This window comes from Candidatus Erwinia dacicola, assembly GCF_001756855.1.
Lineage (GTDB): Bacteria > Pseudomonadota > Gammaproteobacteria > Enterobacterales > Enterobacteriaceae > Erwinia > Erwinia dacicola.
The window spans coordinates 1-24560 of the sequence record NZ_MAYS01000057.1 but is presented as its reverse complement, the minus strand read 5'-3'; the positions used below and the strand labels follow the sequence as shown (position 1 = coordinate 24560).

The 24560-nt window shown below is 55.1% G+C and carries 28 protein-coding genes; 9 read left to right on the top strand and 19 right to left on the bottom strand.

Annotation, left to right across the window (positions count from 1 at the left end; all coding sequences use genetic code 11):
- Window positions 1-79 precede the first annotated feature (79 nt).
- The 6 genes from BBW68_RS01495 to BBW68_RS01465 all read right to left on the bottom strand — a co-directional run bounded on the left by BBW68_RS01495 (window position 80) and on the right by BBW68_RS01465 (window position 6277).
- Complete coding sequence (locus BBW68_RS01495; protein ID WP_062818656.1) at window positions 80-445, bottom strand: type II toxin-antitoxin system PemK/MazF family toxin; 366 nt, start codon at window positions 443-445, stop codon at window positions 80-82.
- Window positions 445-717 carry an AbrB/MazE/SpoVT family DNA-binding domain-containing protein gene (locus BBW68_RS01490; protein ID WP_070133710.1) on the bottom strand — a complete coding sequence of 91 codons (273 nt, stop codon included), beginning with the start codon at window positions 715-717 and terminating at the stop codon, window positions 445-447. The genes BBW68_RS01495 and BBW68_RS01490 overlap by 1 nt, the downstream gene beginning before the upstream one ends.
- Window positions 718-780: 63 nt before the next feature.
- Window positions 781-1545, bottom strand: coding sequence for a plasmid SOS inhibition protein A (locus BBW68_RS01485; RefSeq protein WP_070133709.1), 765 nt, complete (start codon window positions 1543-1545; stop codon window positions 781-783).
- Between the two features lie 42 nt (window positions 1546-1587).
- Entirely contained in the window at window positions 1588-3573 is a 1986-nt protein-coding gene (locus BBW68_RS01480) for a ParB/RepB/Spo0J family partition protein (RefSeq protein ID WP_070133708.1), read from the bottom strand.
- Between the two features lie 696 nt (window positions 3574-4269).
- Window positions 4270-4836 (bottom strand): methyltransferase, encoded by a 567-nt coding sequence (locus BBW68_RS01470; protein WP_070133706.1) that lies wholly within the window; start codon window positions 4834-4836, stop codon window positions 4270-4272.
- A gap of 64 nt (window positions 4837-4900) precedes the next feature.
- Complete coding sequence (locus tag BBW68_RS01465; RefSeq protein WP_070133705.1) at window positions 4901-6277, bottom strand: DUF3560 domain-containing protein; 1377 nt, start codon at window positions 6275-6277, stop codon at window positions 4901-4903.
- Between the two features lie 401 nt (window positions 6278-6678).
- On the opposite strand from BBW68_RS01465, the gene BBW68_RS20090 reads away from it, so the two are divergent.
- Complete coding sequence (locus tag BBW68_RS20090) at window positions 6679-6804, top strand: hypothetical protein (protein WP_261791456.1); 126 nt, start codon at window positions 6679-6681, stop codon at window positions 6802-6804.
- A gap of 111 nt (window positions 6805-6915) precedes the next feature.
- Here the strand turns inward: BBW68_RS20090 and BBW68_RS01455 are convergent, their stop codons facing one another.
- The 8 genes from BBW68_RS01455 to BBW68_RS01420 all read right to left on the bottom strand — a co-directional run bounded on the left by BBW68_RS01455 (window position 6916) and on the right by BBW68_RS01420 (window position 11835).
- On the bottom strand, window positions 6916-7323 hold the full coding sequence (locus BBW68_RS01455) for a DUF1380 family protein (RefSeq protein ID WP_070133703.1): 408 nt from the start codon (window positions 7321-7323) through the stop codon (window positions 6916-6918).
- A 41-nt stretch (window positions 7324-7364) separates the two neighbouring features.
- Entirely contained in the window at window positions 7365-7790 is a 426-nt protein-coding gene (locus BBW68_RS01450; protein WP_070133702.1) for an antirestriction protein, read from the bottom strand.
- Between the two features lie 448 nt (window positions 7791-8238).
- Window positions 8239-8649 (bottom strand): DUF1380 family protein, encoded by a 411-nt coding sequence (locus BBW68_RS01445; RefSeq protein WP_245675185.1) that lies wholly within the window; start codon window positions 8647-8649, stop codon window positions 8239-8241.
- Between the two features lie 47 nt (window positions 8650-8696).
- Entirely contained in the window at window positions 8697-8918 is a 222-nt protein-coding gene (locus BBW68_RS01440; RefSeq protein ID WP_070133700.1) for a hypothetical protein, read from the bottom strand.
- Complete coding sequence (locus BBW68_RS01435; protein ID WP_070133699.1) at window positions 8918-9598, bottom strand: DNA methylase; 681 nt, start codon at window positions 9596-9598, stop codon at window positions 8918-8920. The genes BBW68_RS01440 and BBW68_RS01435 overlap by 1 nt, the downstream gene beginning before the upstream one ends.
- A gap of 651 nt (window positions 9599-10249) precedes the next feature.
- Window positions 10250-10486, bottom strand: a complete 237-nt coding sequence (locus BBW68_RS01430) for a hypothetical protein (protein ID WP_070133698.1) — start codon at window positions 10484-10486, stop codon at window positions 10250-10252.
- Window positions 10487-10495: 9 nt separating this feature from the next.
- Complete coding sequence (locus BBW68_RS01425) at window positions 10496-10873, bottom strand: plasmid partitioning/stability family protein (RefSeq protein WP_048918120.1); 378 nt, start codon at window positions 10871-10873, stop codon at window positions 10496-10498.
- A gap of 5 nt (window positions 10874-10878) precedes the next feature.
- Window positions 10879-11835, bottom strand: coding sequence for a plasmid segregation protein ParM (locus BBW68_RS01420; RefSeq protein WP_070133697.1), 957 nt, complete (start codon window positions 11833-11835; stop codon window positions 10879-10881).
- Between the two features lie 265 nt (window positions 11836-12100).
- Between BBW68_RS01420 and umuD the strand changes: the two genes are divergently transcribed.
- The 4 genes from umuD to BBW68_RS01400 all read left to right on the top strand — a co-directional run bounded on the left by umuD (window position 12101) and on the right by BBW68_RS01400 (window position 14938).
- Window positions 12101-12529, top strand: a complete 429-nt coding sequence (gene umuD / locus BBW68_RS01415) for a translesion error-prone DNA polymerase V autoproteolytic subunit (protein WP_048918122.1) — start codon at window positions 12101-12103, stop codon at window positions 12527-12529.
- A gap of 3 nt (window positions 12530-12532) precedes the next feature.
- A complete protein-coding gene (gene umuC, locus BBW68_RS01410) occupies window positions 12533-13807 on the top strand; it encodes a translesion error-prone DNA polymerase V subunit UmuC (protein ID WP_070133696.1) in 1275 nt (424 codons plus the stop codon).
- A 211-nt stretch (window positions 13808-14018) separates the two neighbouring features.
- Window positions 14019-14660: an AAA family ATPase gene (locus tag BBW68_RS01405; protein ID WP_070133695.1), complete on the top strand. Its 642-nt coding sequence runs from the start codon at window positions 14019-14021 to the stop codon at window positions 14658-14660.
- Window positions 14654-14938 carry a ribbon-helix-helix domain-containing protein gene (locus BBW68_RS01400; protein ID WP_048918125.1) on the top strand — a complete coding sequence of 95 codons (285 nt, stop codon included), beginning with the start codon at window positions 14654-14656 and terminating at the stop codon, window positions 14936-14938. The genes BBW68_RS01405 and BBW68_RS01400 overlap by 7 nt, the downstream gene beginning before the upstream one ends.
- Window positions 14939-15571: 633 nt before the next feature.
- On the opposite strand, the gene BBW68_RS01395 is transcribed toward BBW68_RS01400, so the two are convergent.
- Both BBW68_RS01395 and BBW68_RS01390 read right to left on the bottom strand, forming a co-directional pair.
- On the bottom strand, window positions 15572-16360 hold the full coding sequence (locus BBW68_RS01395) for a site-specific integrase (RefSeq protein WP_070133694.1): 789 nt from the start codon (window positions 16358-16360) through the stop codon (window positions 15572-15574).
- Complete coding sequence (locus BBW68_RS01390) at window positions 16357-17100, bottom strand: hypothetical protein (RefSeq protein WP_070133693.1); 744 nt, start codon at window positions 17098-17100, stop codon at window positions 16357-16359. Before BBW68_RS01390 ends, BBW68_RS01395 begins: the two co-directional genes overlap by 4 nt.
- A 928-nt stretch (window positions 17101-18028) precedes the next feature.
- Between BBW68_RS01390 and BBW68_RS01385 the strand changes: the two genes are divergently transcribed.
- From BBW68_RS01385 to BBW68_RS20085, 4 genes are all read left to right on the top strand, one after another.
- Window positions 18029-18652, top strand: a complete 624-nt coding sequence (locus tag BBW68_RS01385; RefSeq protein WP_070133692.1) for a hypothetical protein — start codon at window positions 18029-18031, stop codon at window positions 18650-18652.
- 62 nt (window positions 18653-18714) lie between these two features.
- Window positions 18715-19323, top strand: coding sequence for a hypothetical protein (locus tag BBW68_RS01380; protein ID WP_070133691.1), 609 nt, complete (start codon window positions 18715-18717; stop codon window positions 19321-19323).
- Between the two features lie 446 nt (window positions 19324-19769).
- On the top strand, window positions 19770-22010 hold the full coding sequence (locus BBW68_RS01370; RefSeq protein ID WP_070133689.1) for a KAP family P-loop NTPase fold protein: 2241 nt from the start codon (window positions 19770-19772) through the stop codon (window positions 22008-22010).
- Window positions 22007-22135, top strand: a complete 129-nt coding sequence (locus BBW68_RS20085; protein WP_261791475.1) for a hypothetical protein — start codon at window positions 22007-22009, stop codon at window positions 22133-22135. The genes BBW68_RS01370 and BBW68_RS20085 overlap by 4 nt, the downstream gene beginning before the upstream one ends.
- Before the next feature lie 325 nt (window positions 22136-22460).
- Here the strand turns inward: BBW68_RS20085 and BBW68_RS01360 are convergent, their stop codons facing one another.
- From BBW68_RS01360 to BBW68_RS01350, 3 genes are all read right to left on the bottom strand, one after another.
- Window positions 22461-22679: a hypothetical protein gene (locus BBW68_RS01360; RefSeq protein WP_070133687.1), complete on the bottom strand. Its 219-nt coding sequence runs from the start codon at window positions 22677-22679 to the stop codon at window positions 22461-22463.
- 109 nt (window positions 22680-22788) lie between these two features.
- Window positions 22789-23064 (bottom strand): hypothetical protein, encoded by a 276-nt coding sequence (locus tag BBW68_RS19030; protein ID WP_070133686.1) that lies wholly within the window; start codon window positions 23062-23064, stop codon window positions 22789-22791.
- Window positions 23065-23113: 49 nt separating this feature from the next.
- A complete protein-coding gene (locus BBW68_RS01350; RefSeq protein ID WP_070133685.1) occupies window positions 23114-24442 on the bottom strand; it encodes a DUF1173 family protein in 1329 nt (442 codons plus the stop codon).
- Window positions 24443-24560: the final 118 nt, after the last annotated feature.

Sequence of the window (24560 nt, the reverse complement as noted above, 5' to 3'; positions counted from 1 at the left end):
TAATGAAAAAAAAATACATCCTTAACGGTCCTCGGTCCTGAAATACAGCTGCCTGCTATGCAGGCCAGCTGATTCAGTTTTAACGTGGGTCAATCAGGTCCACAACCATTGAAAGGATCTCATCCATGATATGCGGCTCTACTTTAGCCGCATAGCTGGCCTTTCGCGCGGTCAGATCGAGAGAGCGCAGCTGATAGCACAATGCCACGCCTGTCACTTTCCCGTTGTCGGTACTGTCGCCGTCCAGGTATACCGTGACGGCCTTCGAACGGGCTGCTGCTCCTCCGCTCGTGACCGGGACGCATACGGCTGTTCCCAGGGCAGCGACCAGCTCACGCGGTGAAATGACAAGATAATAATGCGGTCCCCTGAACTCCCTTCCCTCGACGGGGTCGCCATTGACGTGCCAGATTTCGCCTTTCTGTGGCACCTTCCTTGATACCATCAGATCGCCTCCCTGCCCTGCGGCTCATCATTCAGGCCGTCACTGACGTCCTGATTAAACTGGCGGATCTCTTCCTCATCAATCCCCTGTAGCAGTTGCGAGAGTGTTTTACTTCCCCGCGCCATGCGGCCTGATGGCTTAATGCTCACGGCTTCACCATCTGCAGTCACATCGAGCAGGGTGCCGACACTCCATCCCGCCTTTGCAGCGATGTCGCTTGGAATGGTCAACACCACCGCACCACCCTGTTGCCGTAATCGGGTAACTGACATATCGCCTCCTGTGTGTAACTTTGTCACACTTATAATACCACGGAGTGACACAAAGTCACACTTTTACGGAGATTTTTTCATCATTTCATCCTGAGTTATTACCCTCAGACGGTTCTGACTGAAGTTAGTTTCCAGCGAGCTAAGCCAGTCGGGAGTATGGCTGTTACAGTGGTTCAGGGCACCGATCACGAACCAGAGGGGATTTCCCATTCCTTCAAGTGGCAGCAGGGGCTGAAGCGAGGGAAACCTTTTTTGCCACCGCCAGAAAGCGCCTTCGAGCAGTTCTTCAGGCAGTTCCCTTTCCCACCTGTTGTACCACGCGCTGACGGTCACCGGCGTGCAGAAGTTCAGCTCAGACGCCACCTGCCCTGCCCGCCCCTGAAGCAGCATGTATTCCCGCGCAGCCTGGCTCGCTTCCCGCCGGGCTGCCGTGTGCATGGACAGTGCCCGTTTCTTCTCACGGCGATCATCCTGGGCAAAGCAGTATTCGGGAAACAGCTGCTGCCGCACGCTGCCCGACAGCGGCAGCGGGCAGTGCAGCCCGTGGCTTTCCAGCAGCACGTTCAGCGCGTGCTCGTACTCGCTGATGCTGGTCATCCGGCGGCGCGGCTCCCACATTATCCCGGCGCGCAGCAGGCTCTGCCCGCTGGCCCGGCCCGCCCCTGAAAGGTGGCGGAAGAACGCCCACGAATACGGGTGGCGGGATAAACGCCGCCCGTTCCGGCGCCTGTCTTCCACCTCGGCAATCGCGTCCATAGCGGCGCGACGGGCATCGCTGACGGGAACCAGCGCACGGCTGGCGGAAATGATGGTCAGTTCCTGGCTCATTGTTTTCTCCTGAATGCCGCCCCTCGCGGGGCGGCCTGTAGGTTAGGCGGCGCGCTCGTCCGGGGTGGTTTCTTCGCTGGCATCGACGGCGGGTTTCATCCACGCGGGGAGCCAGCTGCTTGCCGCCAGTTCTTCAGCGGCCAGCTCGGCGGCATCGCCTTTCTTCATTTTTTCGGCATCGCTGGCCTTGCCCGTCAGTCCCGCCTCGCTCATCGCCTTGCAGATCTGCGTCTTGCCGATGCGGCTGAAATAGTTCTCAGCGGTCGGCTGCCACCAGTCGTAAAGGTTGAATGCCATCACCGACTCCAGCGCGTCCAGGCTGCTGCGCTGCGTGCGGCTGTACTCGCGGTCCTGCATGCCGTCGACCGACAGGGCAGACAGGAAGCCCAGCAGGGCATTTCTCTCCTCCGGAGACCATGCCAGCAGCCAGCGCATGTCGTGACGCCAGTCGTCCGGCAGGCGGGCCTCCCAGCGGGCTTTTTCTTCCATCAGGAAGCGGTACGCCCTGCCGTTTTCACCGGAGACGGATTTTTCCCGCAGTATGTACTGGTTGTCGTTAAGCTGAACCCGGGATGGATCCGGACCGCCGCGCCCGGAGGTGAATACCCCCTTTGCCAGATGCCAGATCAGCAGCGTGACCGACATATCAGCCTGCGTACAGAGCGCGGCCTGAACCGCCAGCGTGCGCTCACAGGACATCGCTTTCACCAGCGTGGCGGGGAATTCATCGGCCTCAACGGTCGGCTGTGCGTGGGTGACGGCCGCGACCGCTGCGGCCTGGCGGGCTTCGATGGCGGCGGCTTCCTCTTCGGTGATGTGCGCCAGCCCGCGCTGAATGTGAATCACACCGTGGTCCAGCGACACCACCACGCCGCAGAGCTGGCGCGTTGCTTCAGGCCACGCGGCGGCTTCCCCGGCGTCATGGATGGCCGCGACTTCGGCATCGAGCGCGGCGCGTTCGTCGTCGCTGGCCGCGTCCATCAGCGTTTCAATCTCCTCCAGGCGGGACGCCTGCTCTGCGGTAAATACGCGCTCAGGAAACGGATAGTGACGATACGCCCTTGCATCATCGCCCCACGTCCTGATTTGACTCAGCCGCGCCTCACTCCACTGCCAGCCTTCGCGCTGCGCAATCTCAGCCCCGATGACGGACAGCTTGTTCAGCGCGGCGCGTTGCAGCGTCAGGGAATCGACCCAGCCCTCGTTTTCGTCGCTGAACAGGTCGGTGCGCAGCTCGCCGCCCTCTGCGAGATACGCATCCAGCCCGGTGAAGCGGAACAGGTCGCTGCCTGACGTTTTCACCTCGCCCGAGGTGACCAGGCTGCGGATCGCCTGCGGGGACGGGACGTCATACGCGCGGCTGACGGCGCTTTCCCAGATTTCTTCCTGGCGTTCATGGGTGTCGGCCAGCGCCAGCGCGTGGCAGTGGTCGAGCTGAATGCGGTCTTCGGACAGCAGGCACAGCAGTGAGGGAGCCAGTCCGGCGAGCTTCATGCAGCGCTCAACGTGGCGGGTGCTGTAGCCCATCAGGTCTGCAATCTGTGCATTCGTTTTGCCCTCTTCTGACAGTTCGCGGAAACCCTGAATCTGCTCAGCCGGGTGCATATCCCGGCGTCTGCCGTTCTCGGTCAGCGAAACGGCCTTTGCCATATCCTCCGGCACGATACGCACAGGGACCAGCTGGTCGGGATGCCAGCGCCCCTCGCTTTGCAGCAGCACCAGCGATTCCAGGCGTCCGCCCCCGGCGCAGATACCGATCTGGCCATCGGCCATTTCATGCCCCGCCAGATTCTGGATAAGTCCGACCCCGGCAATGCTTTCAGCCGTGTCGCGGATATCTTCAGGGGAGTGCGGCCGCTTGCGGGCCTGAAGCGGGGACTTCACCAGGCGGGAAAGGGGGAAGTACGCGAGGGTGGCCTTTTCCAGCACCGCTTCAACGGCAGTCGCTGATTTTTTCGCAGCGCGGGTTTTCTTTGCTGATGATTCTGTAGGCTTCGCTGTCGCGCCCTTGACGTTCTGCTGTGACATGCTGCTTCTCCTTCTGTGGGTTAAATGATGTTTCTGTGAGTATTCGCCGTCGCAGAAGGGGAAAAAGCCTCACCGGGGAGCGCTGACAAGGCCGCCGCAGGCGTGCACTTCAGCCTTGTCAGAAGGAGCGAGGCGGTGTGGCGCAGTTCCCTGCGACGGAAATACCACGGGAACACCGGCCACCGGTGGATGAGCATGGCACGGCTCCGGACGGCGCTAACGCGGTCCGGTCCTCAGCGGCCACGACCGTGGCCAGTGAGCGCGCTGGCGCCAGCCAGCTGCACGCCCTGGCAGTTCGCCATCAGACCCTAGCCGGGAGGCCCGAAACCCGCGTGCGGGATTCGGCGGAGCTTACCGGCTTTGCCGGTTAGCGCAGTGGGGCTGACGAGCCGGCAACGCCGGGGAGCCGCAGGGGGCCATGCTTTAGCATCTGGTTTTCAGTGATGTTAAGCAGCACGACAGCAACAGGAAATACAGCAGGAAATCAAATCACAGCAGGAAGAGAGACAGTGAGAGAAAGACCGGGCAGAGCAAGGGCAGGCGAAGGGGGTATTACAGTGCGTCAGCACTGTTCACCCCCGGGCCGCAGGCCCGCCCGGTTTTCGGCTTCGGAGGCAAGCGACCACGGGGCCGGACGATCACCCGGTTACAGATAGGGCATCCCGGGGGATACCCGGGAATGCTCCCTGAGCACAGCTACTCAGCATCAATGAGGACAATCATTGTTGTAACGTCCGTATATGCGAAAGTGCCGCGCGGCAGCGTTTCATGGTACACCGCGAGGTCGCACAGCGCTTTCTGCTGACGGGGTCCGTTGCTGCAGATCGCGACCAGATTACCGCCGGGGGCCAGCATCGTCCTGGCATGCAGGATGTGCTTCAGATCGACCGCGTGCCTGAATGGCGGGTTCATGATGATGCGATCAAAAGGTTTTACCGGGCTAAAATTCAGAAAATCTTCACAGCTGACCGGCACGCCGGGAAAAGCTGACAGCAGGTGCTGAACCAGCGCATAATTCACTTCAACGCACTCACAGCGGGCCGCAGGCTGCGCGGCCAGAACAGCCCGGAGGATAGCCCCGGTACCCGCGTTAGGCTCCAGAACCCGGTCACCGGGCCGGATATCAGCCAGCGTGACAAGTCTGTCACATACGGGTTCGGGTGTGACAAACAGCTGGCTGTCTGCGTGTATTTCACCCATCGGTTGGCGGGAACTGAGCTTCTGCTGCATCTGCGCTATGCGCTCTTTAAGTCCGGTCTGCATTTGTTTGCCCTTCAGTGTAAATCGTTGCGGGAGGTTTCCCGGCAGAGCCGGGAAACACTGCTTATCAGCGTGGGATTTCCACCGTTTTCAAATCGGTGATATATACAGGTGTTAGTGAGTAACCCGACGACAGCACACGGCGGATACGGTAAGCGCCGTGATCGTCACCCGCCGCAATGCCGCGCACCTGTTTAAAATCAGCATGCTTTTTACTCCATTCCTGTTTTGTCAGGGTGATGAAGCCCTCCCCCGGATAATTCACGATCGGCGGTCGTTTTGCGGCAACCTTTGCCGCTGCGGCGATCTCTGCCGTGGGTTCCGCATAATCCGTAATGCGGTCACGCCGGATAACCGTCGTTCCCTTGCGGCCCATAAATGAGTATTCACTGGTCACCACGGAGCTGATTTCACCCCCGCTGCGGTTGACCCGGATGATAGTCAGCCATTCGCCACGGCTCAGAATTTTACCGCCCGGAACCATGTCAACACCGGACGCCAGAAGGCTGCCAGTTTCGTCCAGCATGGCACGCTCATACATCAGGCGATTGCGATAGTGTCCTGCCCAGCGGTCTTGCCAGTCGATTGTCTGCTGATGGACGCGGACACAGATTTCCCGCGCCTGTGCGGCGGTAATAATCTCATCCGTCAGGGCTGACCATACGGACGTCTGGCCTTCATACTGGCTTTTATCCGCCGGGCGCGGAAATTTTTCCAGCGTGAGACGTGCATAAACATGATCGCCGTTTGCGATTTTCAGCGCCATCTTCCGGTCAAGGGTTTCACATGACCAGAGTTTGATAAACAGACGGGCATTTTCAATGTGTCTTTCCGACTTGCGCAAATCGGCCTCAATTTTTTTGATACGGCGATAACGCACATCCGGGCGTTCTTTATACGTTGCCAGGCGCAGGGATGCTTCTGCACGGCGCTCCCAGTATTCGGAGGTTTCAAACAGGTTTACGGCCCTGCGCATACTGTTTTCGATACGCTGTGCGTGCTTCCGCGCGCGGCGTTCGCTGTGGTGGCCAACCAGGATCGGCTGACCTAAAGGAATGGCGGAGGCAAGTTTATCCACTGCGGAAAGCACCTGCTCAGATTCTGCTGCCCGTTTAACGCTGTAGCCTTCGAAACGTTCTGCACGTTCTTCCTGCCGTTCAAACAGTGACTGATCTTCATCTTCGATTTCCCCAGCCAGCTCCAGCAGCAAATCTTCGCGGGACGGTGTCCACATTGGTGCCACAAACAACCCCTGTTTAGGCGCATATTTAAATCCTGCGTCTTTCACACGCTTATAAGTTTCCTCATCGAGACGTGAATCCGCGAACAGACGTAACTTGTTGTCATCGGGGGAATAAGTGGCACGATATTCCGGCCCTTCGGTTTGAAAATCTGATGATTCTGTAGGCTTCGTTGTCGCGCTCTTGACGTTTTGCTGTGACATGCTGCTTCTCCTTCTGTGGGTTAAATGATGTTTCTGTGAGTATTCGCCGTCGCAGAAGGGAAAAAGCCTCACCGGGGAGCGCTGACAAGGCCGCCGCAGGCGTGCACTTCAGCCTTGTCAGAAGGAGCGAGGCGGTGTGGCGCAGTTCCCTGCGACGGAAATACCACGGGAACATCAGCCACCGGTGGATGAGCATGGCACGGCCCCGGACGGCGCAAACGCGGTCCGGTCCTCAGCGGCCACGCCCGTGGCCAGTGAGTGCGGCGGCAGCATGCCGGCTGCGGGTGTTGCGTCAGTCGATGGAAACCCGTCGGCCCGCAGGGCAAGGGCAGAGACGGCTTGCCGGCTCGGTGCGAAGCATGACAGCGCGGCCCGGAGGGAGACGCCCCGGGCAAAAGAGTATGTTTAAAAGCGATCACCAGACCAACGCCAACGCCAACGCCAACGCCAACGCCAACGCCAACGCCAACGCCAACGCAGGAAATGATGAGCTACTGACTGTTCTGCACAACTTAAACTTGCTGTAAAGGGGCGGAAAATGGCGCCGCTGGCGCCGTTCGCCCGCCCCGCCGCAGGCGGGCAGGGGTTTTTGCGGGCTGACAGCGGTCAGGTTACGGGCCTCCCTGCCCGTTTCTGCCTTACATCACCAGCTTTCTGACGGCCTCGAGCGCATCCAGTTCAAGGGGGAAGTGCCTTCTGGCGGCCCCCTCTCCTCCTTCAGCTTCTTCCCGGCGGATATACTCTCCGGCAAGCCTGGCAATCCTCTCCAGGGTGCCCGCCGTCACCCGCACTTCTCGTTCTGCGCGGGCTGATTCCCGCACGTTTTCCAGCATCGCCCGTAGCGTTTCCTCGCCCACACCATACTCGTGCACGGAATCAAGCTCGCTGATGTCAGCGTTAATTTCGTCGGCTTCTTCCGGGGTGATGTCCTCCCCGTCAAGCACGTCTGATACATTCCCGCTGGTCCAGACAATCAGCGTAATTCTTTCACCCGGCGCAAACTGCTTAAGCAGCTGTATACAGAGTTCGTTCGGCGTTCCGTACATTTCATATCCTTACGGGCGGCGGCGGCAGCCGCCCGCCGTTGTCAGTTAAGCGCGCGGTAGATGGCGCTGTATTCAGGATGTGCGGAGATAAACCCGGTCAGCTGGCGAAAGCGCTCACAGTAGTGCTCACACAGTTCCGGTTCATCATGGCGGTCATAAAACCAGCTGCGGTGGTTCAGCACCATTGAAGTGATGACGATGCCCGCCGCCTCTGCCGACAGATTCACTTCGGCCCCGTTGTCCGGGTTACTAAAGTGCCACTTGTCGCCACCGGGCTGCATGAATCCCCCGCCGTTTTCCAGCGCAACAAAACTCCACTCGCAGCCGTCATAGCTTGTAAGAAAGCGACTTGCATAGAGAAAAACGTTATGTTCGGCGCGCACGTAGTCGTGGGAAAAGAGCATCGGCAAAAAACGCATCGTCATTAAGCGATCGACGTGGACGGCGGCGGGGGTCTGTGTGTTCATAGCATCTCCACTGTTAGCATGTGATACGGCGCGGGCTTGCGCCGTGACCACACCAGAGACGGGCGCAAAGCGGAAAGCGCAGGAGCGTCCCCGGAAGCCGCAGCGCAAGGCCGTTGCGGGCTGAATGCCCGTGACGGGCGCGAACGGGTGAGGAGACGGCGCAGCGGACTCTTGCGATTGCAGCGGCCCGGCTAAGGTTCGGGCACGGCGTAAGCCCCCACGACACGGCGGCCTCATGGCGCACCGTTTTACCCCGTGGGCAGGCTCAGCCTGCGCCCTTTGCGGCCCCGGCAGGGCCGGGAACTGCCGCGTGGCGTTGGTGTACGGGCGGGGGTTCGATGCCCGCGACCGTACCTGCCGCTCCGCTGCCGGCCGGTCTCTCGCGGGTCCCGTACCCGTCCGGAAGCGACGGGCTTCGCCGCCTCCGGCAGTCAGGCTTTGCTCAGCGTCAGGCGGCCAGCAGCGTCAGCATGCGAGCCACGTCGTCCAGGCCCTCGCGTACCCCCGGCGGGCAGTCATTGCCTGCATCCCAGGCGCTCCCCTCTTCTGACAGCAGCGCGCGCTGCGCCCTCTCCGTTATTTTTTTCAGCAGCCCGGCGTCCACCGTCACCGTCTGGATTGTTTTTCTGTCAGACCGCAGCCATTCGCTCAGGGTATGGCGCGAAATCCCCTCCGCCGCGTGCCCGTAAAACGCAACCCCGCCGATGCGGCACAGAAGGCGGTCAGCCTCGGCGTCGGTCAGCTCTTCGTCGATAATGTCCGTCACCGTTTCCCGTGACCAGACCAGCACGGCCAGCGGTTCGCTGTTCGTGAAGGCGCGTTTCAGCTTTTCGTTAATCTCTTTTCGTGTTCCGTACATGATTTTCTCCGGTTTTAGTCGTGGCCGGGCTTTCCCGGCCGGATACTTCAGTCTTTAAAGCAGGCATTGAGCGCCAGCATTTCGCGGTATGCATTGAGAAACAGCGCGTTAATACGGGTAACGGCCTGCCGGGCCATCAGCTCTGCCGCCGGCGTGTCGTCCCGGTAGTTGTGGCTACCTAGCGCATTCATTCTTACCCACAGTTCATCCATCATGTTGACCAGCTCTGCCACATCCGATCGCAGTGATTCAATTCCCGCGTAGTTCATTACGCAGCCTCCGGTAGCCAGTCACCGTTGGCCGCAGGTTGCAGCATGGCGCGCTGTACGGCGGCCAGCCGCTGTTGGCCCGCGCGGTGGTACTGTTCCAGTAGCTCAATGCCGATGTAGCGCCGGCCGGACTGGAGCGCCGCGACGCAGGTCGAACCGGATCCCGCGAACGGGTCAAGCACGATAGCGCCCGGGTGCGTGAACGACTCAATCAGGGGTTGCAGGCTGGTCACGGGCTTTTCGGTCGGATGATGCCGGTTGCCCGTGTACTTCCATCCCAGCACGTCGGGCAGCGGATTCTCCGGCAGGCGCGGGCGTCCTTTGGCCAGCACATAGGCGCATTCGTGCGTATAGCCGACGTATGCAGATTTTGACGCGTAGGTTTTGGCAAATACGAAGTGGCCGACGATGCGAAAGCCCGCAGCGGTCCATGCGCTGATAAAGCGATCGGCGCGGTTCCAGCCGTAGAAGCTGACCATGAGCGAGTCGTTTTTCAGCACGCGGTACATCTCATGACAGGCGGGCTGGAGCCACTCGTCCGTCTTGTCGCCGGCTATCGTGCGCCCGGCGCGGTCGCGAAAACCGACGAGGTACGGCGGATCGGTGAGAATGAAATCCACGGCCTTATCGGGAAAGCCGGACATAATCTGGATGCAGTTACCCTGAATGAAACGTGACATACGCTGACTCCTTATCTGATGGGGGCACCCTCTTGTGCCGTGGCCTCCACAAAGACGGGCGACAGGCGGAACAGACAGGGGCGGACGCGCAAGCCGCACGCGCCGCCGGAGCGGACTGAATGTCCCGCGCACGGCGGGGAACGGGTGAGCAGGCCGGCGAAGCTTCCCTTGTCTGAACGCCAGCCCGGCTACAGTGAGGGCACGGCACCTCAGACCCGCCGGCTGACGACCGCAGGGCGTTGGACGGCTCAGAAGCGGAGCGCAGCGACATCCTTAAAACAGAAAGCGAACAACGTGGGTCATCTTCGGACAGAACATTGGATGAGGTGAGAAAGTTGCTGGCGCCGATGGCTGGAAGGGGTGCGCCGACAGGCGCCATAAATAAGGAGCAACGCGACTTCCATACTGAAGATGAGGTCACGGAGTCCTGCCGGACGGGCAGGCACGGTATTTCCGGCTAAAGAATTTCCCCGCGCTTACCGCACCGTAGTGAAAGGACTGAACATTAAAATGATAAAAAAATCACCCCTAACGCTCGCCACAGCCAGGACTGAGGCGTACCGCAGCGAAGCGAGGAACGAACAGCCCGGGCGAGGAAGCGTCAGTGCAACGGAGTGACAACGAGCACGGCCACTCCCTTCCCGGCAATATTCACTCCGGTTTTCTCTTCTGCACATGCGCCAGCATCGCGCCCACAGCTATCGCAAGCGCCCACAGCAGCTGCAGCACGACCTTCACCACAACCCCCGGATTATCCAGAAATAGCAGTGGAACAATAAACAGGCTGCTGCCAAGAAGAAAAAACTCACCGATATTTTTCCGCTGCTTCGCAGAGAGGCGGTCAGCTCCAGTTACCCTCAAAAAAAATATTCTTATTGCTGTGATCATCGTCGCTCCTTATTTGGTACCGAATATGCCCCTCGCATTGCTGCGGGTTTCATCCTCTGCACCAGCCTGTAGAGAATGTTGCTCGGGGATATTTTCCGGCGGTGCTGTTTGTATAATTTCTTCCAGCCTCTCCGCCTGAGCAGCGGGCAGGACCGCTTTTATGACCTGCAGGGTTTCGCTGAACGTGGTGTTTTCGGTCAGCAGCTCCGAGAGCAGGAACGGGATACGCGGATCAATTTTATGCAGAGCAAAACCACTCAGCATAGCTGCACGCTGTAACCTGCCCCGGTCCCCCTGCGGCGTATTATTCAGTACCGCGTCCACACAGCGGTCTGCCTGGTTTGTTTCCGGGTTCAGGTAAAACTGTATTTTCCGTCGCGTATCCATATCTCTTATCCGATTTCAAACATACCGTTTACGAGGTCATACTGGGGAGAATCTGTTTTAAAGAAGCGCTCCGGCCGGATGCCGCAGTGTTCACGGATTGCCCCTGCCACGATTTCAGCACCACCGCCGATAACCATGACGTGCGTGTATCCCTCAAATGAACTGACCGCGTTGAGAACCCGTTTTGTCAGTCTGTTTTCAGACTCGGTCAGCGTACTTTTCACTTCAGGCAGACGCGTCGTGTCATTGATGCGCGCAGCCAGATAACTGTCGTCACTGCGGTGAATAATCATCTCATCAGCAAGATAGCTGCTGCCGTGTGTTCTGGCCACGCGCAGCACATCACGCACTGCAGACGTCATCAGCGACACGCCGATTGTTGAGTCGCCGTAAATTCGCGTTATTCCCGACATCCGCCCGGTTACCTGAGAAATATCAAGAGTGGTCCCACCGAGGTCAACAATCAGCAGAGACTCCAGCGGGTCCATAGTCTGTAGAACGCTGAATCCGGCAGGAATCGATTCAGGCATCACGGCCACGCTCCGCACTGTAAAGGTTTTGCCGCCATTGAGAGTGACAGGCCTCATCAGGCTCTGTTCTTTACGCCTGATGGCTTCATTATCAGGCTGGTTGTCCCGGTTGTAATACTCACTCAGCGGCAGCGTAACGGTGATATCTACTTCACACGGTACCAGCCCCGTCTGCAGCAGTGCGTGATGAACGGCCACAACGTTCACATCGCTGTACTGCCACGCCACGTTCGTTGTCACCACGGCATCGGCAGCGACCGGGTCAAATGAATACTGCTCGCCGTTCATGCTGTAGTTGAACACTGGCTGTGCGCCGAATGGCACAGACCACTGCGGCTTGAAGCTGTTAGGGCTGATCATCTGCCTGATTTCGCCATCAGCTTCCCATTTCATTTTGATGTTAGTTGAACCGTCATCCATAAAAATTTTCATCTGGCATACCTTACCCCTAAAGGGAATTATTAATAACTAAAAGACACATTTCAGAGATAAATGTGAGAACAATTCAAATGCTAGCGACAAAAGAGAAAATCATCAACCTTTTTGAGATAAATTTGAGAACAATATGAGATGTAAAAGGCTCGGTTTCTGCGGTTTTAAGAACGATTTGTAAGTATTGGCCTGCCCGGTTGTAGAGCGCGTAAGTCGCGATTATATTAATACTGTACATAAATACAGTATTCACAAAGGTGCTCTTATGAATCGATCCGGGCTATGTGCAGTCTCTGCAGCGTTAACCCACATACCCCTTCCTCTCTTTACGGAACGAGTGCCCGCCGGTTTTCCTTCTCCGGCCCAGGACTACGTTGAGGAGATGCTGGATCTGAACGACCTGTGTATCCGGCACCGCAGTGCAACGTACTTCATCAGAGCTTCTGGCCACAGCATGGTAGATGCCGGGATCAGGGATGGTGACCTGCTCGTCGTGGATAAATCAGAAACACCCTCTCACGGAGACATTGTGATCGCTGCCGTGGATGGGGAGTTCACCGTCAAAGTTCTGCAGCTGCGCCCGTGCCTCGCACTGCAGCCGATGAACCCCGCGTTTTCCACGATCTATCCGGAACCGGACGCGCTGGAAATTTTCGGTGTTGTGACCTGGTTTCTCCACGCTACGCGGGGGTGAATCGTGTTTGCACTTGTTGACGTCAATAGCTTTTACGCTTCCTGCGAGAAGGTATTCCGCCCGGATTTAAAAAACGCCCCGGTTATCGTACTTTCGAATAACGATGGCTGTGTGATCGCCCGCAGCGCCGAAAGTAAGGCCCTGGGTATTAAAATGGGGCAGCCGTGGTTTCAGATAAAATCACAGCAGTTTCCGGTACGCCTGCACGCCTTTTCCAGTAATTACTCGCTGTATCACGACATGTCCGTCAGGGTTTCCACGGTTCTGGAAGAAATGGCACCGGCCACGGAAATCTACTCGATCGATGAATCTTTCCTGGATATACGGGGCATTGACCGCACAGAGTCATTTGAAGATTACGGCAGGCGCGTGCGTGAGAGGGTCAGGACCGTGACAGGGTTAACCGTAGGCGTAGGAATGGGCCCAACTAAAACACTGGCAAAATCAGCCCAGTGGGCCAGCAAGGAATGGAAGCAATTTGGAGGCGTGCTGGCACTGACTCCGGGCAACCCTCAGCGAACGGACAAGCTGCTTTCACGTCAGCCGGTTGAAGAAGTCTGGGGCGTTGGGCGCAGGCTCAGTAAGCAACTTAATGCAATGGGGATAATATCGGCGCTAGATCTTGCCCGTAGTAATCCGGCCTTCATCAGGAAAAATTTCAACGTAGTTCTTGAGCGTACCGTGCGGGAACTGGCCGGCGAATCGTGCATCGCACTGGAAGAAGTCCCTCCGACGAAACAGCAGATCGTCTGCAGCCGCAGCTTCGGCGAGCGCATCACGTCGCTTGAAAGTATGCGTCAGGCGGTATGCACCCATGCTCAACGTGCGGCCGAAAAACTGCGACAGGAAGGACAGTACTGTCAGCACATCTCTGCATTCATCAAGACCTCCCCGTTTGCTCAGGGGGAACCGTACTACGGCAACGTGGCGGGAGAAAAACTGACGGTGGCCACTCAGGACACCCGGGACATCATTGCCGTGGCCATGCGCTGTCTCGAGCGCATCTGGCGCGATGGCCACAGGTATGCAAAGGCTGGCATCATGCTGGGAGACTTCAGCTCTGGAGCAATGGCTCAGCTGGGTCTGTTCGATGATACGCCGCCGCGCCCTGCCAGCGCGCAGCTGATGTCGGTGCTGGACAAAGTGAATAACTCAGGACTTGGTAAGCTGTGGTTTGCCGGGCAAGGAACAGCCCCAGAGTGGCAAATGAAGCGAGAGATGCTTTCACCGGCGTGGACCACAAGATGGAAGGACATACCGGTTGCACTACTAAAATAGTTCTTACGAATATTTAAACTCTCAGACGCTCATGTTCGCTACCCCACACCTCATACCTCATACCTCATACCTCATAAACAGCAAATCACACTTCATCTTTCATACTTCACACTTCATAAATAACATTTGCTACTTATGAGAAATGAAGTATGATTTCATACAGATTTAGCTTGCCAGGTCGGCAGCTGAGAAAACAAAAAATGGTGCTGATATGATTACAATTATTGGATGTAACAAGGGTGGCGCAGCTAAAACTACCACAGCAATAAATGTGGCTATTGGGCTGGCCTTGAGAGGCTCAGACGTCTGCCTCGTGGACGCGGATGCGCAACGTTCAGCTTCACGGTGGTATGCCGAGAGGGAAGAAGCAGAGTTGTCCCCGCGTATTACGCTGATTGAAAAACGCGACAATATCTCCTCAACGTTGCGCAGCCTGGATGAAAAATATGACCACGTTATCGTGGATGTAGCAGGACGGAACAGCAGAGAACTGATCACTGGAGGAACGGTTGCCCACCAGATAATCGCTCCTCACCAGTGCTCCCAGCTGGATCTTGACACGATGGAAGAGCTGCGCCAGCAAATCGAAGCAATACGAGATCTAAATCCAGACCTGAAGGTATTTTGTTACCAGACGATGGCCACCACGAACCCGCTGTTACAGGGGAATGAGCGTCATGAATTCCTTGAGTACGTGAAAGAGTTTGAGACCCTGACACCTCTTGAATCCGTCGGATGTTATCGCAAGGTATACCGGGATGTGATGTCTCAGGGTATGTCCGTACTGGAAACGGATAATCAGAAGGCCAAGGGAGAAGTTCTGTCACTTTTAAATGAGGTGTTCGGGTGCTAAAAAAACCGAGTGATAAAAATAAAGCTCCTCGCCCGGTAACTTCAGTTTCTGAAGATCAGGCGGACAAGCTTGCAAGTATGCTGGCCGATAAGCCCTACGGTGACGACAAAAGACCCATTGAGTCCCCTGAAAAACTGGCCAGAACAACCATCTCTCTTCCGGAGTCTTTACTCAGGCAATGCGAAGATCTTGCTCTGAATAACAAGCGTAACGGCATTGAGCCTAAGAATGTCAGTGCGCTGGTTCGGGCTGCACTTGAAGGTTATCTGAATAAATAATCCTTCATACGTGTGAAGTATTATTTATTACTCAATCTTACGGTTAGGATTTGGCAGATCACTTCGTTGCGCTTGCGTTTGAGTTGCTGTCAAACTGCTGTTTCTATCATCGTAAGGGGCTTGGATGGTACGTCATATAACTGGAATTCGTAAGTCACGATATATCTCCATGACGGGAGTTTTGGTCACTCTCCTGTCAAGTCTCGCACTGGGATGTATCTATTCGCTTGTACTCGTGCATGAGGGAAAGTCCTCAATACCCTGGACAACGGGCATGCTGCTTGCCTGTATCGTCCAGGCAATAATTGGGATCATAGTTTCTTGCGCTCATGAAAACTCCCGGGCACTGCAGGGACATTCAGTGGCTATGCTGATTTACATTCTCGCCTGCCTAGTCGCACCGTCGGATTACGTTCCAAAGGCACCAGTCGGGTTGACCATAGCTTATGAGGATGTTAATTCGGACAATCCATTCTGGGATCAGATTGAGTTAATGGCCTCGTATGCCAGCATCACAGGAGCATGTTTATCTTTGCTGGTGTCGTTCATTGTCGGCGCCTGTTTCAGTAAAACTAAGTAGTCACCGTACTGCACGCTAATGCCGTGCAGTTCAGTTTCCAAGTCCTGACAATATTACCCTTTAATACTCTTCAATATACCCACGGCTTCAGTACCCGGCATCTGAAACTGCACCCGGTGCCGGGCGGCCACGTCCAGCGCAAACACCTTCGTGTACACCTCGGTCGACTTCATGCTTTTGTGCCCCATCAGGCTCTGCAGCGCCTTCAGCGGAATGCCGGCGTACAGCATGTGCATGGCATAGCTGTGCCGGAAGGTGTGTGGCGTCACCGGTACCGAGAACGTCACACCGTCATCAGCGGCGGCGTCAACGGCCTCGTTCAGCCAGGTGCGGACCGTCCGGTCAGTGATGCTCCACAGCCGGACGCGTTCCGCGCGTCCCGTCTCCGGGCTGCGCCGCTCGAGGGGAATTTTCAGCGTGGCCACCATCATCTCCAGCTGGGCCACGTACTGCGGATCGGACAGCGGAACCAGGCGGTGAGGTACCACTCCTGACGGTGCCCTGCCCGGGCCGCGAGCCGCTTTTTCACCGCGCTGCTTGAGGGTGGCCAGCTGCACGTAGGGGTAGGGCGGTGCCAGGCTGAAATCTCCCCGGGTCAGGGCCAGCGCTTCGTTAATGCGCGCGCCGGTGTTCCACAGCGTGGTGAACAGCATCTTGCGATAGAGGTCGGGGACATAGTGGAGCAGGGCGCTGACCTCCGGCGCCAGCAGATACTGAGGATACTCATCATGTGCTAAGGCCATCTGCCGCAGCGCCAGCGCCGCCGGATAATCAATAGGTACCGGCAGCGGTGACGCGTATGACTGGCAGCCCCCCATCGCCGGCAGGTGTGTATGGGTCATGCCAGTCCTCCTCTGTCACCCACATCGTCAGAGGCCTGCTTCATATTATTAATCGCTAATCCCTCCAGCGCCTGTTTATGGAGGATAGCCGCTTCAGAACGCAGTTTCATTTCTTCACGCCAGACACTCCAGAGTACCTGCTGTGCTGACCACGGAGTGGAGTTAAGACGAGTTTCCCCGAATCCAACAAACTTACGCAGCCGTTTGGCCAGAATGACCGATTTAAGCCCAAGCCGCGTATACTGAAACTGCCGCGCACAAAAAAATTCATCAAAGTCTGGAGCCCAATAATCAGCTTCATTAATTGTGCGATCAGCCTCGCTTTTTATTACTGCAAGCTCGCGGACTTGATACATCAGTCTTCCCGTCAGGGCGCGCCAGTCACCTTGTATGACAGAGTAATCAAGGGCTGGGGTTTTTACTGCTGGAACGCTGATACCCTCTTGGTTGTAATAACCGCAGTCTTTGGCAACATTGGCGCAGGTTTCTGCGAACTGTTCCAGTAAAAAGACAAGTTCGGTGGCAATGAACAGGCGATCCTGTGCGAGTTTTCTATCTGCCGCCTGCCTTTCCCGCCGCAGCGTAAACCGGTGCGTCAGCATCACCGCCGCAATCGCTGCGACCGCAGTGATGGCCCCGGTGGCCACGTTGCCCCAGATCCCCGGCCCCTGGTTAATCACCTGAACGGTGGCCGGGTGCGATACAGCTGCCGCCATACCGTTTATCAAGTCTGCCTGCATCCGTTGTTCCTCTGTTAAGACGTCAGCCGTCAGAACCAAATCGATCCAGAAGGGTTCCTCTTAAAATGGCTAAAAGTCATAAGTGCTCGTCATCTCCAGGTAAGGAGAAATGCCTGGAACCGGGCTGCTTCGTCCGTAAGCAGTACAAACTCTCTCCGCTTTTCATCAGGAATTTCGTCCAAGGTTTCATTCGGATCTTTTCGCAGGCGCCAGCTTTGATCTGACCTGTTCTGGATGGCAAGCACTTTACCGGCCGGGCAGAGCAAACTGCGCGACACATAGCCCGGCCTTGTGCGGAGCGAATCCCTGAGCCACAACACCGGATGTGCCGGCAACAAATACTCGTACACACAGTCTACTGAACGGAAATAGTTCGCATCCGGCTTGCATGATTTACACATTGTTCTCCCTTTTGAAATAATCCCGCCCCGAGATCACCCTCAATAACGACCCTGACCGTCACACCTGAAACTTTTCCTGCAAACACCATAACCAAAGTGATAGTAATCATGCATATAACCACCTATGGCAATAACCGCACACCCTCACCGGCCAGATCCGAGTTTATCCCGATAAGGCAGTAACCGGAAGCGTAGCACGGCGGCAGGGCGGGGAGAAGCCCTCCACTGCCGAAGCCAGTTGCCGTCCTCATCCCATATATTGTATGCAGACAAGCTGATACAGCCACTACATATAGTGTCAGGGTGAAAATCAGCCGCCGGGAGGGGCGGGATCCGGTTCTATCACTTTTCGGATCTGCGCAGAAAAAAGAGAGCCGACAAACCGGTCTCACTGAGAGCTGCTTGCGCAGAAACGTATTTATGTTATGTTAGAATTAGTAAACCTAGAAACTTAGAAACTTAGAAACTTAGCAAATTTTATTAGTTATAGATGAGCAGGAAACAATTCTCACAGAAAGGAGGCAGTCATGCCAACGAAACATATCGATGACGGCACAGCAGCCGAGCTGGATGAACTCTACGTGCGCTGTGTCACCCTGACGCAGCAGCCGGTGAAAGAAGTGGAAGTGCTGCGTCTGGCTATCCAGAAGGGCATTAAAAATATTGCAGACGACGATATTCTGGCATCCATGGCGGTAAAGAAGACCGTCTGGAAGGGGCTGGCGGAGATGGTCTGGAACGAGGTTATCGCCTGCTGGCCACAGGATGCCATCCCTGAAAATGATTTCTGTGAGCTGGCCCAGGTGCACTCGCCGACATGGCAACGCTTTCCCAGCGAGTCCTGTCGCAAAGCCCTGTTTGACGAACTCCACAGGGAGCACATTGAGTTACACGATCCCATGTTCACAACTGCCTCTGTCCTGTTCCCGGCGACGGATTTTAGTATGACGGCCGAGGAAGAGCAGGCGGCGCGGGAAGAAAATAAACGGCTGAGTACGGAGTACGTGGCTTCACTTCCGGCGCTGGATGGCCGGCTTTACTCTGCGCTGTCTTCGCATGAAAAAGCGCTGGCGCAGCATTACACAAAACAGGTCGGTTTTAAGCCGGACGGAAACGGGGATTTTGTGGTGAAGGTGAACGCCGGCAACTGAGCAGAAAACCGGGGGGATACCTTCGCCCTGACAGTGTCACCAGATAATTACAGAGCATGACGATGAACAACAGTTTTGATATTCCGGATCATTTATTCAGGGTTAAGCTGGCGAACGGCAACTGTAGTTTTACACCCGCTACTTACGTCAGCTGTTTCATCCAGGAAATGGAGAAACGCTATGGCAGCCGCGATCGCAGCTGGACCTATGTGGGTGTTGAGTTTCACGCAGGCCGGCCGCAGATATGGTTCCCGGGCAGTAATGAAACCCCACCCCGGAAACACATTGCCATCTGCCTGAGTGCGGAGGCCTTTTCCAACATACTGCTCACGGTGTATCAGCTGGCGCACGAATGTGTCCACCTGCTGGCCCCGGTCGTTGGCGGTGGTGCGCCGGTGATTGAAGAGGGGCTGGCCACCGCGTTCTCGGAAGACATACTTGAAGAATGGTATAGCGTCTCCAATAAACACGCCTGGACAACCACGCAGAAGTACATCGACGCAGCGGCCCGCGTCCGGGAACTGCTGGCTCTGGAACCGGATGCCATCCCGCGTCTTCGTACGATACAGCCTGCGTTTAACCATATGACCGCGGAAACCTTCGCCATGGCCGGACTGAATGTTCCTCCAGCCCTGGTGGCTGCGCTGCTGGCCAGCTTCCCGAAGAATTAAGCGCCTGGCACCCGTATGGCAGGCAGATCATCTCTCCGTGGCTTACAAGCTGCGGGTTTCTTTTTTTCGGACGGACAACGCGCAGGTACTCCTTCCCGGCTTTACCATACCCGGTGAACTTTAACCGCTACAATACTTGTAGAATCCGGCAGATCAAGCGAAACAGGAGCAGCCACAGTTGGATTCCTGTCGTCACACCGGCGCCGCTTGCGTTGAGCTGGGGTATTTTCAGTGCTTTGGTCCGTGCCGACCTTGGTGCCCTGCACGGCTAGAGCGCCCTGGACAGTTTGGTATCGCTATACAACCTACGCGGTGATGTAGACAGAGTAATCCTCGTACGGAACATCACCATATTTTCCTGACGCTGGAAGATTTTCTGAAACTGAAGGCGATATTCCAGGCCGCTGTGGCGGCCGATCTGCATGAACTCTAGGGAGACCTCTGAAATGAAGTACAAATGTATTCCTGGCGGGGTAAGAGCAGGTAATGACCTGCCCGTCGCCACACCAGAAGATGACAGATACGGCTTTACTTCACTGGCTGAAAACCTGTCACAAAGCATTTTTGCTCTGGATACTGATGTCAGCACCGTTGTAGGCATTGAAGGGGCATGGGGAGCAGGAAAAACCAGCCTTCTTAATCTTCTCCAGCTCCAGCTGAAAAAGGATAAACCGGACAATACGCATATTATTCCCATTTCTCCCTGGCTCAGCGCTTCCGGTACCAGCAGCGTGGAGAGTCTGCTGATTCCCGTTGCAGCGATTCTGGATAAGGAACAGGAAAAGCAGTATTCATGGCTACGCCGTTTAAAACGCAAAATATGGAGTGGCAGGGCTTCCGCGATCGCGACTGACGTGCTGCGCTATGCACAGCAGGCCTCAGGTAAGATTGCCCCTCTGGCCGAGCTGGCCAGCAACTGGGTTCCGGGTTTTGGCATTGCAGGAAAAATAATGAAGACGGTATCTACGGCTGACCTATCTGCTAGCCGGCAAACCACTGCAGCACTCAGGGCGGATATAGAAAAAAGAATTTCAGATATGGATCTGAACTTTGTCATCGTACTTGATGATCTTGACCGACTAGAGCCAGAACAGGCCGTGGATGTTCTGAGGATGGTGCGTTCTGTCGCAGATTTCTCCCGGTTCCGCTACATCATGTGCTACGACCCCATTGTCCTTGGCCACGCAGTGGAAGTCGGATTGAATATTAAGGACGGCCAGAGATACCTTCAGAAAATAATCCAGCTCTCTTTCAGCTTGCCGCGACCTGAGTCCTTCGACCTTCGCAATGAATTTATGGCAGGCTCAATTCAACTTTTTGAAAAAGTGAATGGTTCGGAACCAGATTATTCTCTGATTGAAGACATCAGATCTGTAACAGGAACCTTTGGCGCGATGCTGAACACCCCACGTGAAGTCAGACTGGTTCTGGGCAGTCTGGCATTCCGCTATCCCCCGCTGAAAGATTCCGTATGGTTTCCTGATCTGTGCCTACTTCATCTTCTGCGCGTCACTTTTCCATCAATGTATGACTGGACTGAACATTACCTCACTGAATACGCAACGGTCGCATCAGGAAACGGACAAGTTACAGTAAAGGAAAACCATGCAATTGCTGATGAGCTAAATAACCTCATGTCTTCACTTCCCCCGGCGTCACCATTGTCCTTGATGGAGCTGGCTAAATGGCTGCCCGGTATTGAGGGGATTAACCAACAGTCGCTGAAGCTTTTCGTCCTTGAAAGAGATGCAGTAAGAAGCCAAGCTGACTCAGCAAAACGACTAAGAAGTGGCTTCCACTGGCGATTCTATTTTGCCTTTTCTCCGCCAAAAGATGTTCTTCCTGTCGCCTTTTTTGAAGAACTTTTTGACGTTGCCGGCAAGACAGATGCCCCGTCTGAACTGACCAGCTTGCTATTTAATAAGATGACCGGAAATGGATACACCACCCGATGGTGGTTTGACCACATTCTTGACAGGCTCACCCCCGCGATGCTTGGCCAGGCAACTTCCGTGCAGTGCAGAGGATTACTGCTGTTTCTCTTTAAGAACGGTCGGGAAGTGCTTCGTCGCTACTACGCCCGTGGAGAGTGGCTGACCGTATATTCCATTCAACTGAGAGAGTTAGCCGATAACCTGCTTCGTCGCCTTGTTATCGATAACCGCAGCGAGGCACTGGCTCTGCTGGGTAATTCACTGACAAATGATGGGACGCTTAACTGGAGTGTATCTTACCTGCGTCATCTGTTGTGGCAGAACGGGCTGGCAGGAAATCGGCCGGCAAATGAAAGTGACCGGGTCCTGTACGATCAGGATTTGAAAATGCTTTGTGCAAAGGCTTCTGCATGCTTTGAATGCCCTGAGAACAGAGACATGTTATGGCGCGAAGACGACATGTCTGAAATTATTTATGCATGGCGGGATATAAATTCTCCCGAAAGAGTCGCCGCGTGGATACAGTCCGAAACTAGGGATGACGGCAATTTCCTGGACGTACTTATGAGGCTCAGATATGACGGTATAAGTTCAGCCAGCGGCCGCTATAAGGGATTAAGCATGAGCAATATGGAAACCATTTTTGGTAAAGATTACTCGGTTGCAGATCGGCTAAATAAAATTGAGGCAGAAGGTGGATTCAGCGAGCAGATTCAACAAATCCAGGATGCTCTCTCACATGGTATGGATTGAACTCTGCAGAAAGTAACAGCCGGTCGCTCGGAGGCGAGGTGCATCAGGCGCTGATGCAGCAGTACCCTGCACCGGGCAGTGAAAAGCTGACGCTACGTCAGGGTAACGAAATCAACAGTATTTAGTTCTCCTGGTCATCAACGATCGCCGCGCGGCGAATAGCTTTTTTTATCTATCAAACTTTTTCTTTAACCCGAAAAATTTCAACTTCAACTTCCAAATTATGAACACTACTAGTGTTATTGCCGCCCAAATGACATAAAAAGAGAATACTCCAAACGGTCCGGAAGAAGATGTGGACACCGGACTGAAGGAGGTAAAGGGAAGCATTAAATCTATCAGTATGGTACTGATCCCCGCGGCTATAGCAGATTTAATTAGCAAGTTGCCTTTTTCTTTGGACATGTTTTATCCTTCAATTGATTAAACCAAAAATTCAGAGGTAAAATATCAAGGGGATTCCATAATAAGTGCGTTTGCAAACGCTAATAAAAACAACAGCATGGGGAACCCAATAATTACAGCGACAAATACTATAACTGCCGTATCCAGTGGAGAGTATACATGGTTTAATTCGACCTTTTTAGTATCTGTCACCGGTTCATGGCTGCATACTTCTTTCTTTCGGCCTACGTTTTTAAAATCGTCAAGAGGATCGCATTTTTTCATATCACTTCATCCTTAATGTTTCTAAAAAAAACACCCACTCTGTTAGTTTTTTTACCGTATGGGACTTACGACTGACCGTATGGAGGGCCTGATATATCATAACTCGGTGTCAGATAATGTCGATCCTCACGAGCCTGTGATAACTGCTTCGAGCCTGCACGATGCTCCCCTCCACCGTGATCCTGACGCTGCTACCTGACTGCAGGAACGCGACTCGTTCAGCCAAGGAGATATCGTCAGTAGCCACCCGAAGCCATTCGCCCCCGTCGGTGAAAAGGACGCCAAAAAAAGCGACCTCAGACACACTGGTCATCACATGCGCCGTTTGTTTTATTGTTCCCGCGAACGTGCTGTTCTTACCCGTCAGTATCTTATTCAATAACATTCGGTTAGCTCTCCGCTAAGTTCTTTAAGCCGGACTGGTGTCATATATTTCATTTTTTCTTTTCGGGAAAATCGGGTATGGCTGACTCCGCATCCCTGGCTGTCGCGTCCCAGCTCCACCAACGTCCCTCACCGAATTCCTCTTCGTAGTGGGCCTGCTTTAAGGCCTTTCGCGCGAGGTATTCAGGCGTATTCATGCCAAACACCTCAAGCGGCACAAACTCTTCGCCGCCGACGTCCGTCAGCAGGAAGTCAGGAAACACGTCTTCACCACCGTCATAGCGCAGCGGCTTAATGAACGCACGCTGTTCAGCCCAAAGTTTGTTCTCGATAACCGCTTCATACCCCGAATCCAGGGGGATATAACGGGGGCTGACCACCATCAGCGCAATGTCGATAACCTCGCAGCGGGTAGAGGGAACCGGCTTTCCGTCCACGTGACGAAATGTGGTAATCGGCGGATCCGTTTCAGCGATCGCAATCACCTTCGCCCCCTTCCTCCAGTGCCCGAGTTCGCGACCAAAGCTTGCCTCACAGCGCGCCCTGGCATCCGGTGGGATCCTGAGTTCAGGAAAACCGCCGAACAGTCCCAGAGGCAGCATGCCACTATTCAGCCTCGCCTCTGTCTTTTCTGTCCAGCTGACAAGCTGAGAAACCACCACCAAGCGTTTTTTATTTTTGGTGGCCGCCCGGAGCTTCTGCAGATTAGGTTTACTGTGCGCGCCGTCCCGGTTACCGGGTATAAGCATGACGTCGCTGAGCAGGGTCTTACCTATCCGGATCCTCCCTGAGATATTATCCAGGCGGTAACCCAGCCAGGCAGTGCCACGGGATTTTTTAAGCTCGAAGGCGGGATGCCAGACGTTTATTTCTGCCTGCTCCCACATAAAGTGGAGCAGTCCGAGCAGCTGCATGGCAGGTTTACGTTTCGTAGTCGCTGAAGTCTTAACGACCGGTTCAGCGTTGTCGTCATCAGGTGCCTTTGGCTCCTTTTTCTGCAGTCCCGTCGGGAGCCTGATTTTAAACATTCCGTCTGCGCCTGTTGTGACCACACCCGCTTCATAAATACTGGCCTGAGATTTGTCGGACCAGACGGAATAGAACCGGCAATTCTCCGCGTGCCGGCTGCCCTCATAGGGCCATGCTGACAGCCAGTAGCGGTCCGTTGCTTCTGAATGACTGACTTTCAGTCTGAGGATCTTCCCCTCCGTGCAGACAGGCTGACAAAGGCAGCTTACCGAAACCGTCTTGCGGTTGTTACGTGCGTGTCTTAGGTAACGGTGCCACTCCACGACTTCATTTTTCTGAAAAGACTCATCACAATTGATAACGCCTTTACTGCCAGTAAACTGAACGGGGAAAACAGCACCCTTAGCCATATCAATTCCTTTTTATTTGAGGAGATACGATTTCAATGTCGATATATAATTCTGTTTAGTTTATATTTTACCCGTAAAGCGGAATTAAATCAAAAGACATCAAAAAAATCGTACCTTA

What these genes read in the sequence shown, in the direction of transcription:
- BBW68_RS01405 (WP_070133695.1), top strand. Translation starts at nt 14,019, where the DNA reads ATGATTACAATTATTGGATGTAACAAGGGTGGCGCAGCTAAAACTACC.
- BBW68_RS01450 (WP_070133702.1), bottom strand. Translation starts at nt 7,790, where the DNA reads ATGAACACACAGACCCCCGCCGCCGTCCACGTCGATCGCTTAATGACG.
- BBW68_RS20090 (WP_261791456.1), top strand. Translation starts at nt 6,679, where the DNA reads ATGTTTAAAAGCGATCACCAGACCAACGCCAACGCCAACGCCAACGCC.
- BBW68_RS01385 (WP_070133692.1), top strand. Translation starts at nt 18,029, where the DNA reads ATGCCAACGAAACATATCGATGACGGCACAGCAGCCGAGCTGGATGAA.
- BBW68_RS01430 (WP_070133698.1), bottom strand. Translation starts at nt 10,486, where the DNA reads ATGATCACAGCAATAAGAATATTTTTTTTGAGGGTAACTGGAGCTGAC.
- BBW68_RS01435 (WP_070133699.1), bottom strand. Translation starts at nt 9,598, where the DNA reads ATGTCACGTTTCATTCAGGGTAACTGCATCCAGATTATGTCCGGCTTT.
- BBW68_RS01390 (WP_070133693.1), bottom strand. Translation starts at nt 17,100, where the DNA reads ATGCAGGCAGACTTGATAAACGGTATGGCGGCAGCTGTATCGCACCCG.
- BBW68_RS01420 (WP_070133697.1), bottom strand. Translation starts at nt 11,835, where the DNA reads ATGAAAATTTTTATGGATGACGGTTCAACTAACATCAAAATGAAATGG.
- BBW68_RS01480 (WP_070133708.1), bottom strand. Translation starts at nt 3,573, where the DNA reads ATGTCACAGCAGAACGTCAAGGGCGCGACAGCGAAGCCTACAGAATCA.
- BBW68_RS01470 (WP_070133706.1), bottom strand. Translation starts at nt 4,836, where the DNA reads ATGCAGACCGGACTTAAAGAGCGCATAGCGCAGATGCAGCAGAAGCTC.
- BBW68_RS01440 (WP_070133700.1), bottom strand. Translation starts at nt 8,918, where the DNA reads ATGAACTACGCGGGAATTGAATCACTGCGATCGGATGTGGCAGAGCTG.
- BBW68_RS01485 (WP_070133709.1), bottom strand. Translation starts at nt 1,545, where the DNA reads ATGAGCCAGGAACTGACCATCATTTCCGCCAGCCGTGCGCTGGTTCCC.
- BBW68_RS01495 (WP_062818656.1), bottom strand. Translation starts at nt 445, where the DNA reads ATGGTATCAAGGAAGGTGCCACAGAAAGGCGAAATCTGGCACGTCAAT.
- BBW68_RS01490 (WP_070133710.1), bottom strand. Translation starts at nt 717, where the DNA reads ATGTCAGTTACCCGATTACGGCAACAGGGTGGTGCGGTGGTGTTGACC.
- BBW68_RS01425 (WP_048918120.1), bottom strand. Translation starts at nt 10,873, where the DNA reads ATGGATACGCGACGGAAAATACAGTTTTACCTGAACCCGGAAACAAAC.
- BBW68_RS01445 (WP_245675185.1), bottom strand. Translation starts at nt 8,649, where the DNA reads ATGTACGGAACACGAAAAGAGATTAACGAAAAGCTGAAACGCGCCTTC.
- BBW68_RS01455 (WP_070133703.1), bottom strand. Translation starts at nt 7,323, where the DNA reads ATGTACGGAACGCCGAACGAACTCTGTATACAGCTGCTTAAGCAGTTT.
- BBW68_RS01350 (WP_070133685.1), bottom strand. Translation starts at nt 24,442, where the DNA reads ATGGCTAAGGGTGCTGTTTTCCCCGTTCAGTTTACTGGCAGTAAAGGC.
- BBW68_RS01370 (WP_070133689.1), top strand. Translation starts at nt 19,770, where the DNA reads ATGAAGTACAAATGTATTCCTGGCGGGGTAAGAGCAGGTAATGACCTG.
- BBW68_RS01360 (WP_070133687.1), bottom strand. Translation starts at nt 22,679, where the DNA reads ATGAAAAAATGCGATCCTCTTGACGATTTTAAAAACGTAGGCCGAAAG.
- BBW68_RS19030 (WP_070133686.1), bottom strand. Translation starts at nt 23,064, where the DNA reads ATGTTATTGAATAAGATACTGACGGGTAAGAACAGCACGTTCGCGGGA.
- BBW68_RS01465 (WP_070133705.1), bottom strand. Translation starts at nt 6,277, where the DNA reads ATGTCACAGCAAAACGTCAAGAGCGCGACAACGAAGCCTACAGAATCA.
- BBW68_RS01395 (WP_070133694.1), bottom strand. Translation starts at nt 16,360, where the DNA reads ATGACCCATACACACCTGCCGGCGATGGGGGGCTGCCAGTCATACGCG.
- umuD (WP_048918122.1), top strand. Translation starts at nt 12,101, where the DNA reads ATGAATCGATCCGGGCTATGTGCAGTCTCTGCAGCGTTAACCCACATA.
- BBW68_RS01380 (WP_070133691.1), top strand. Translation starts at nt 18,715, where the DNA reads ATGAACAACAGTTTTGATATTCCGGATCATTTATTCAGGGTTAAGCTG.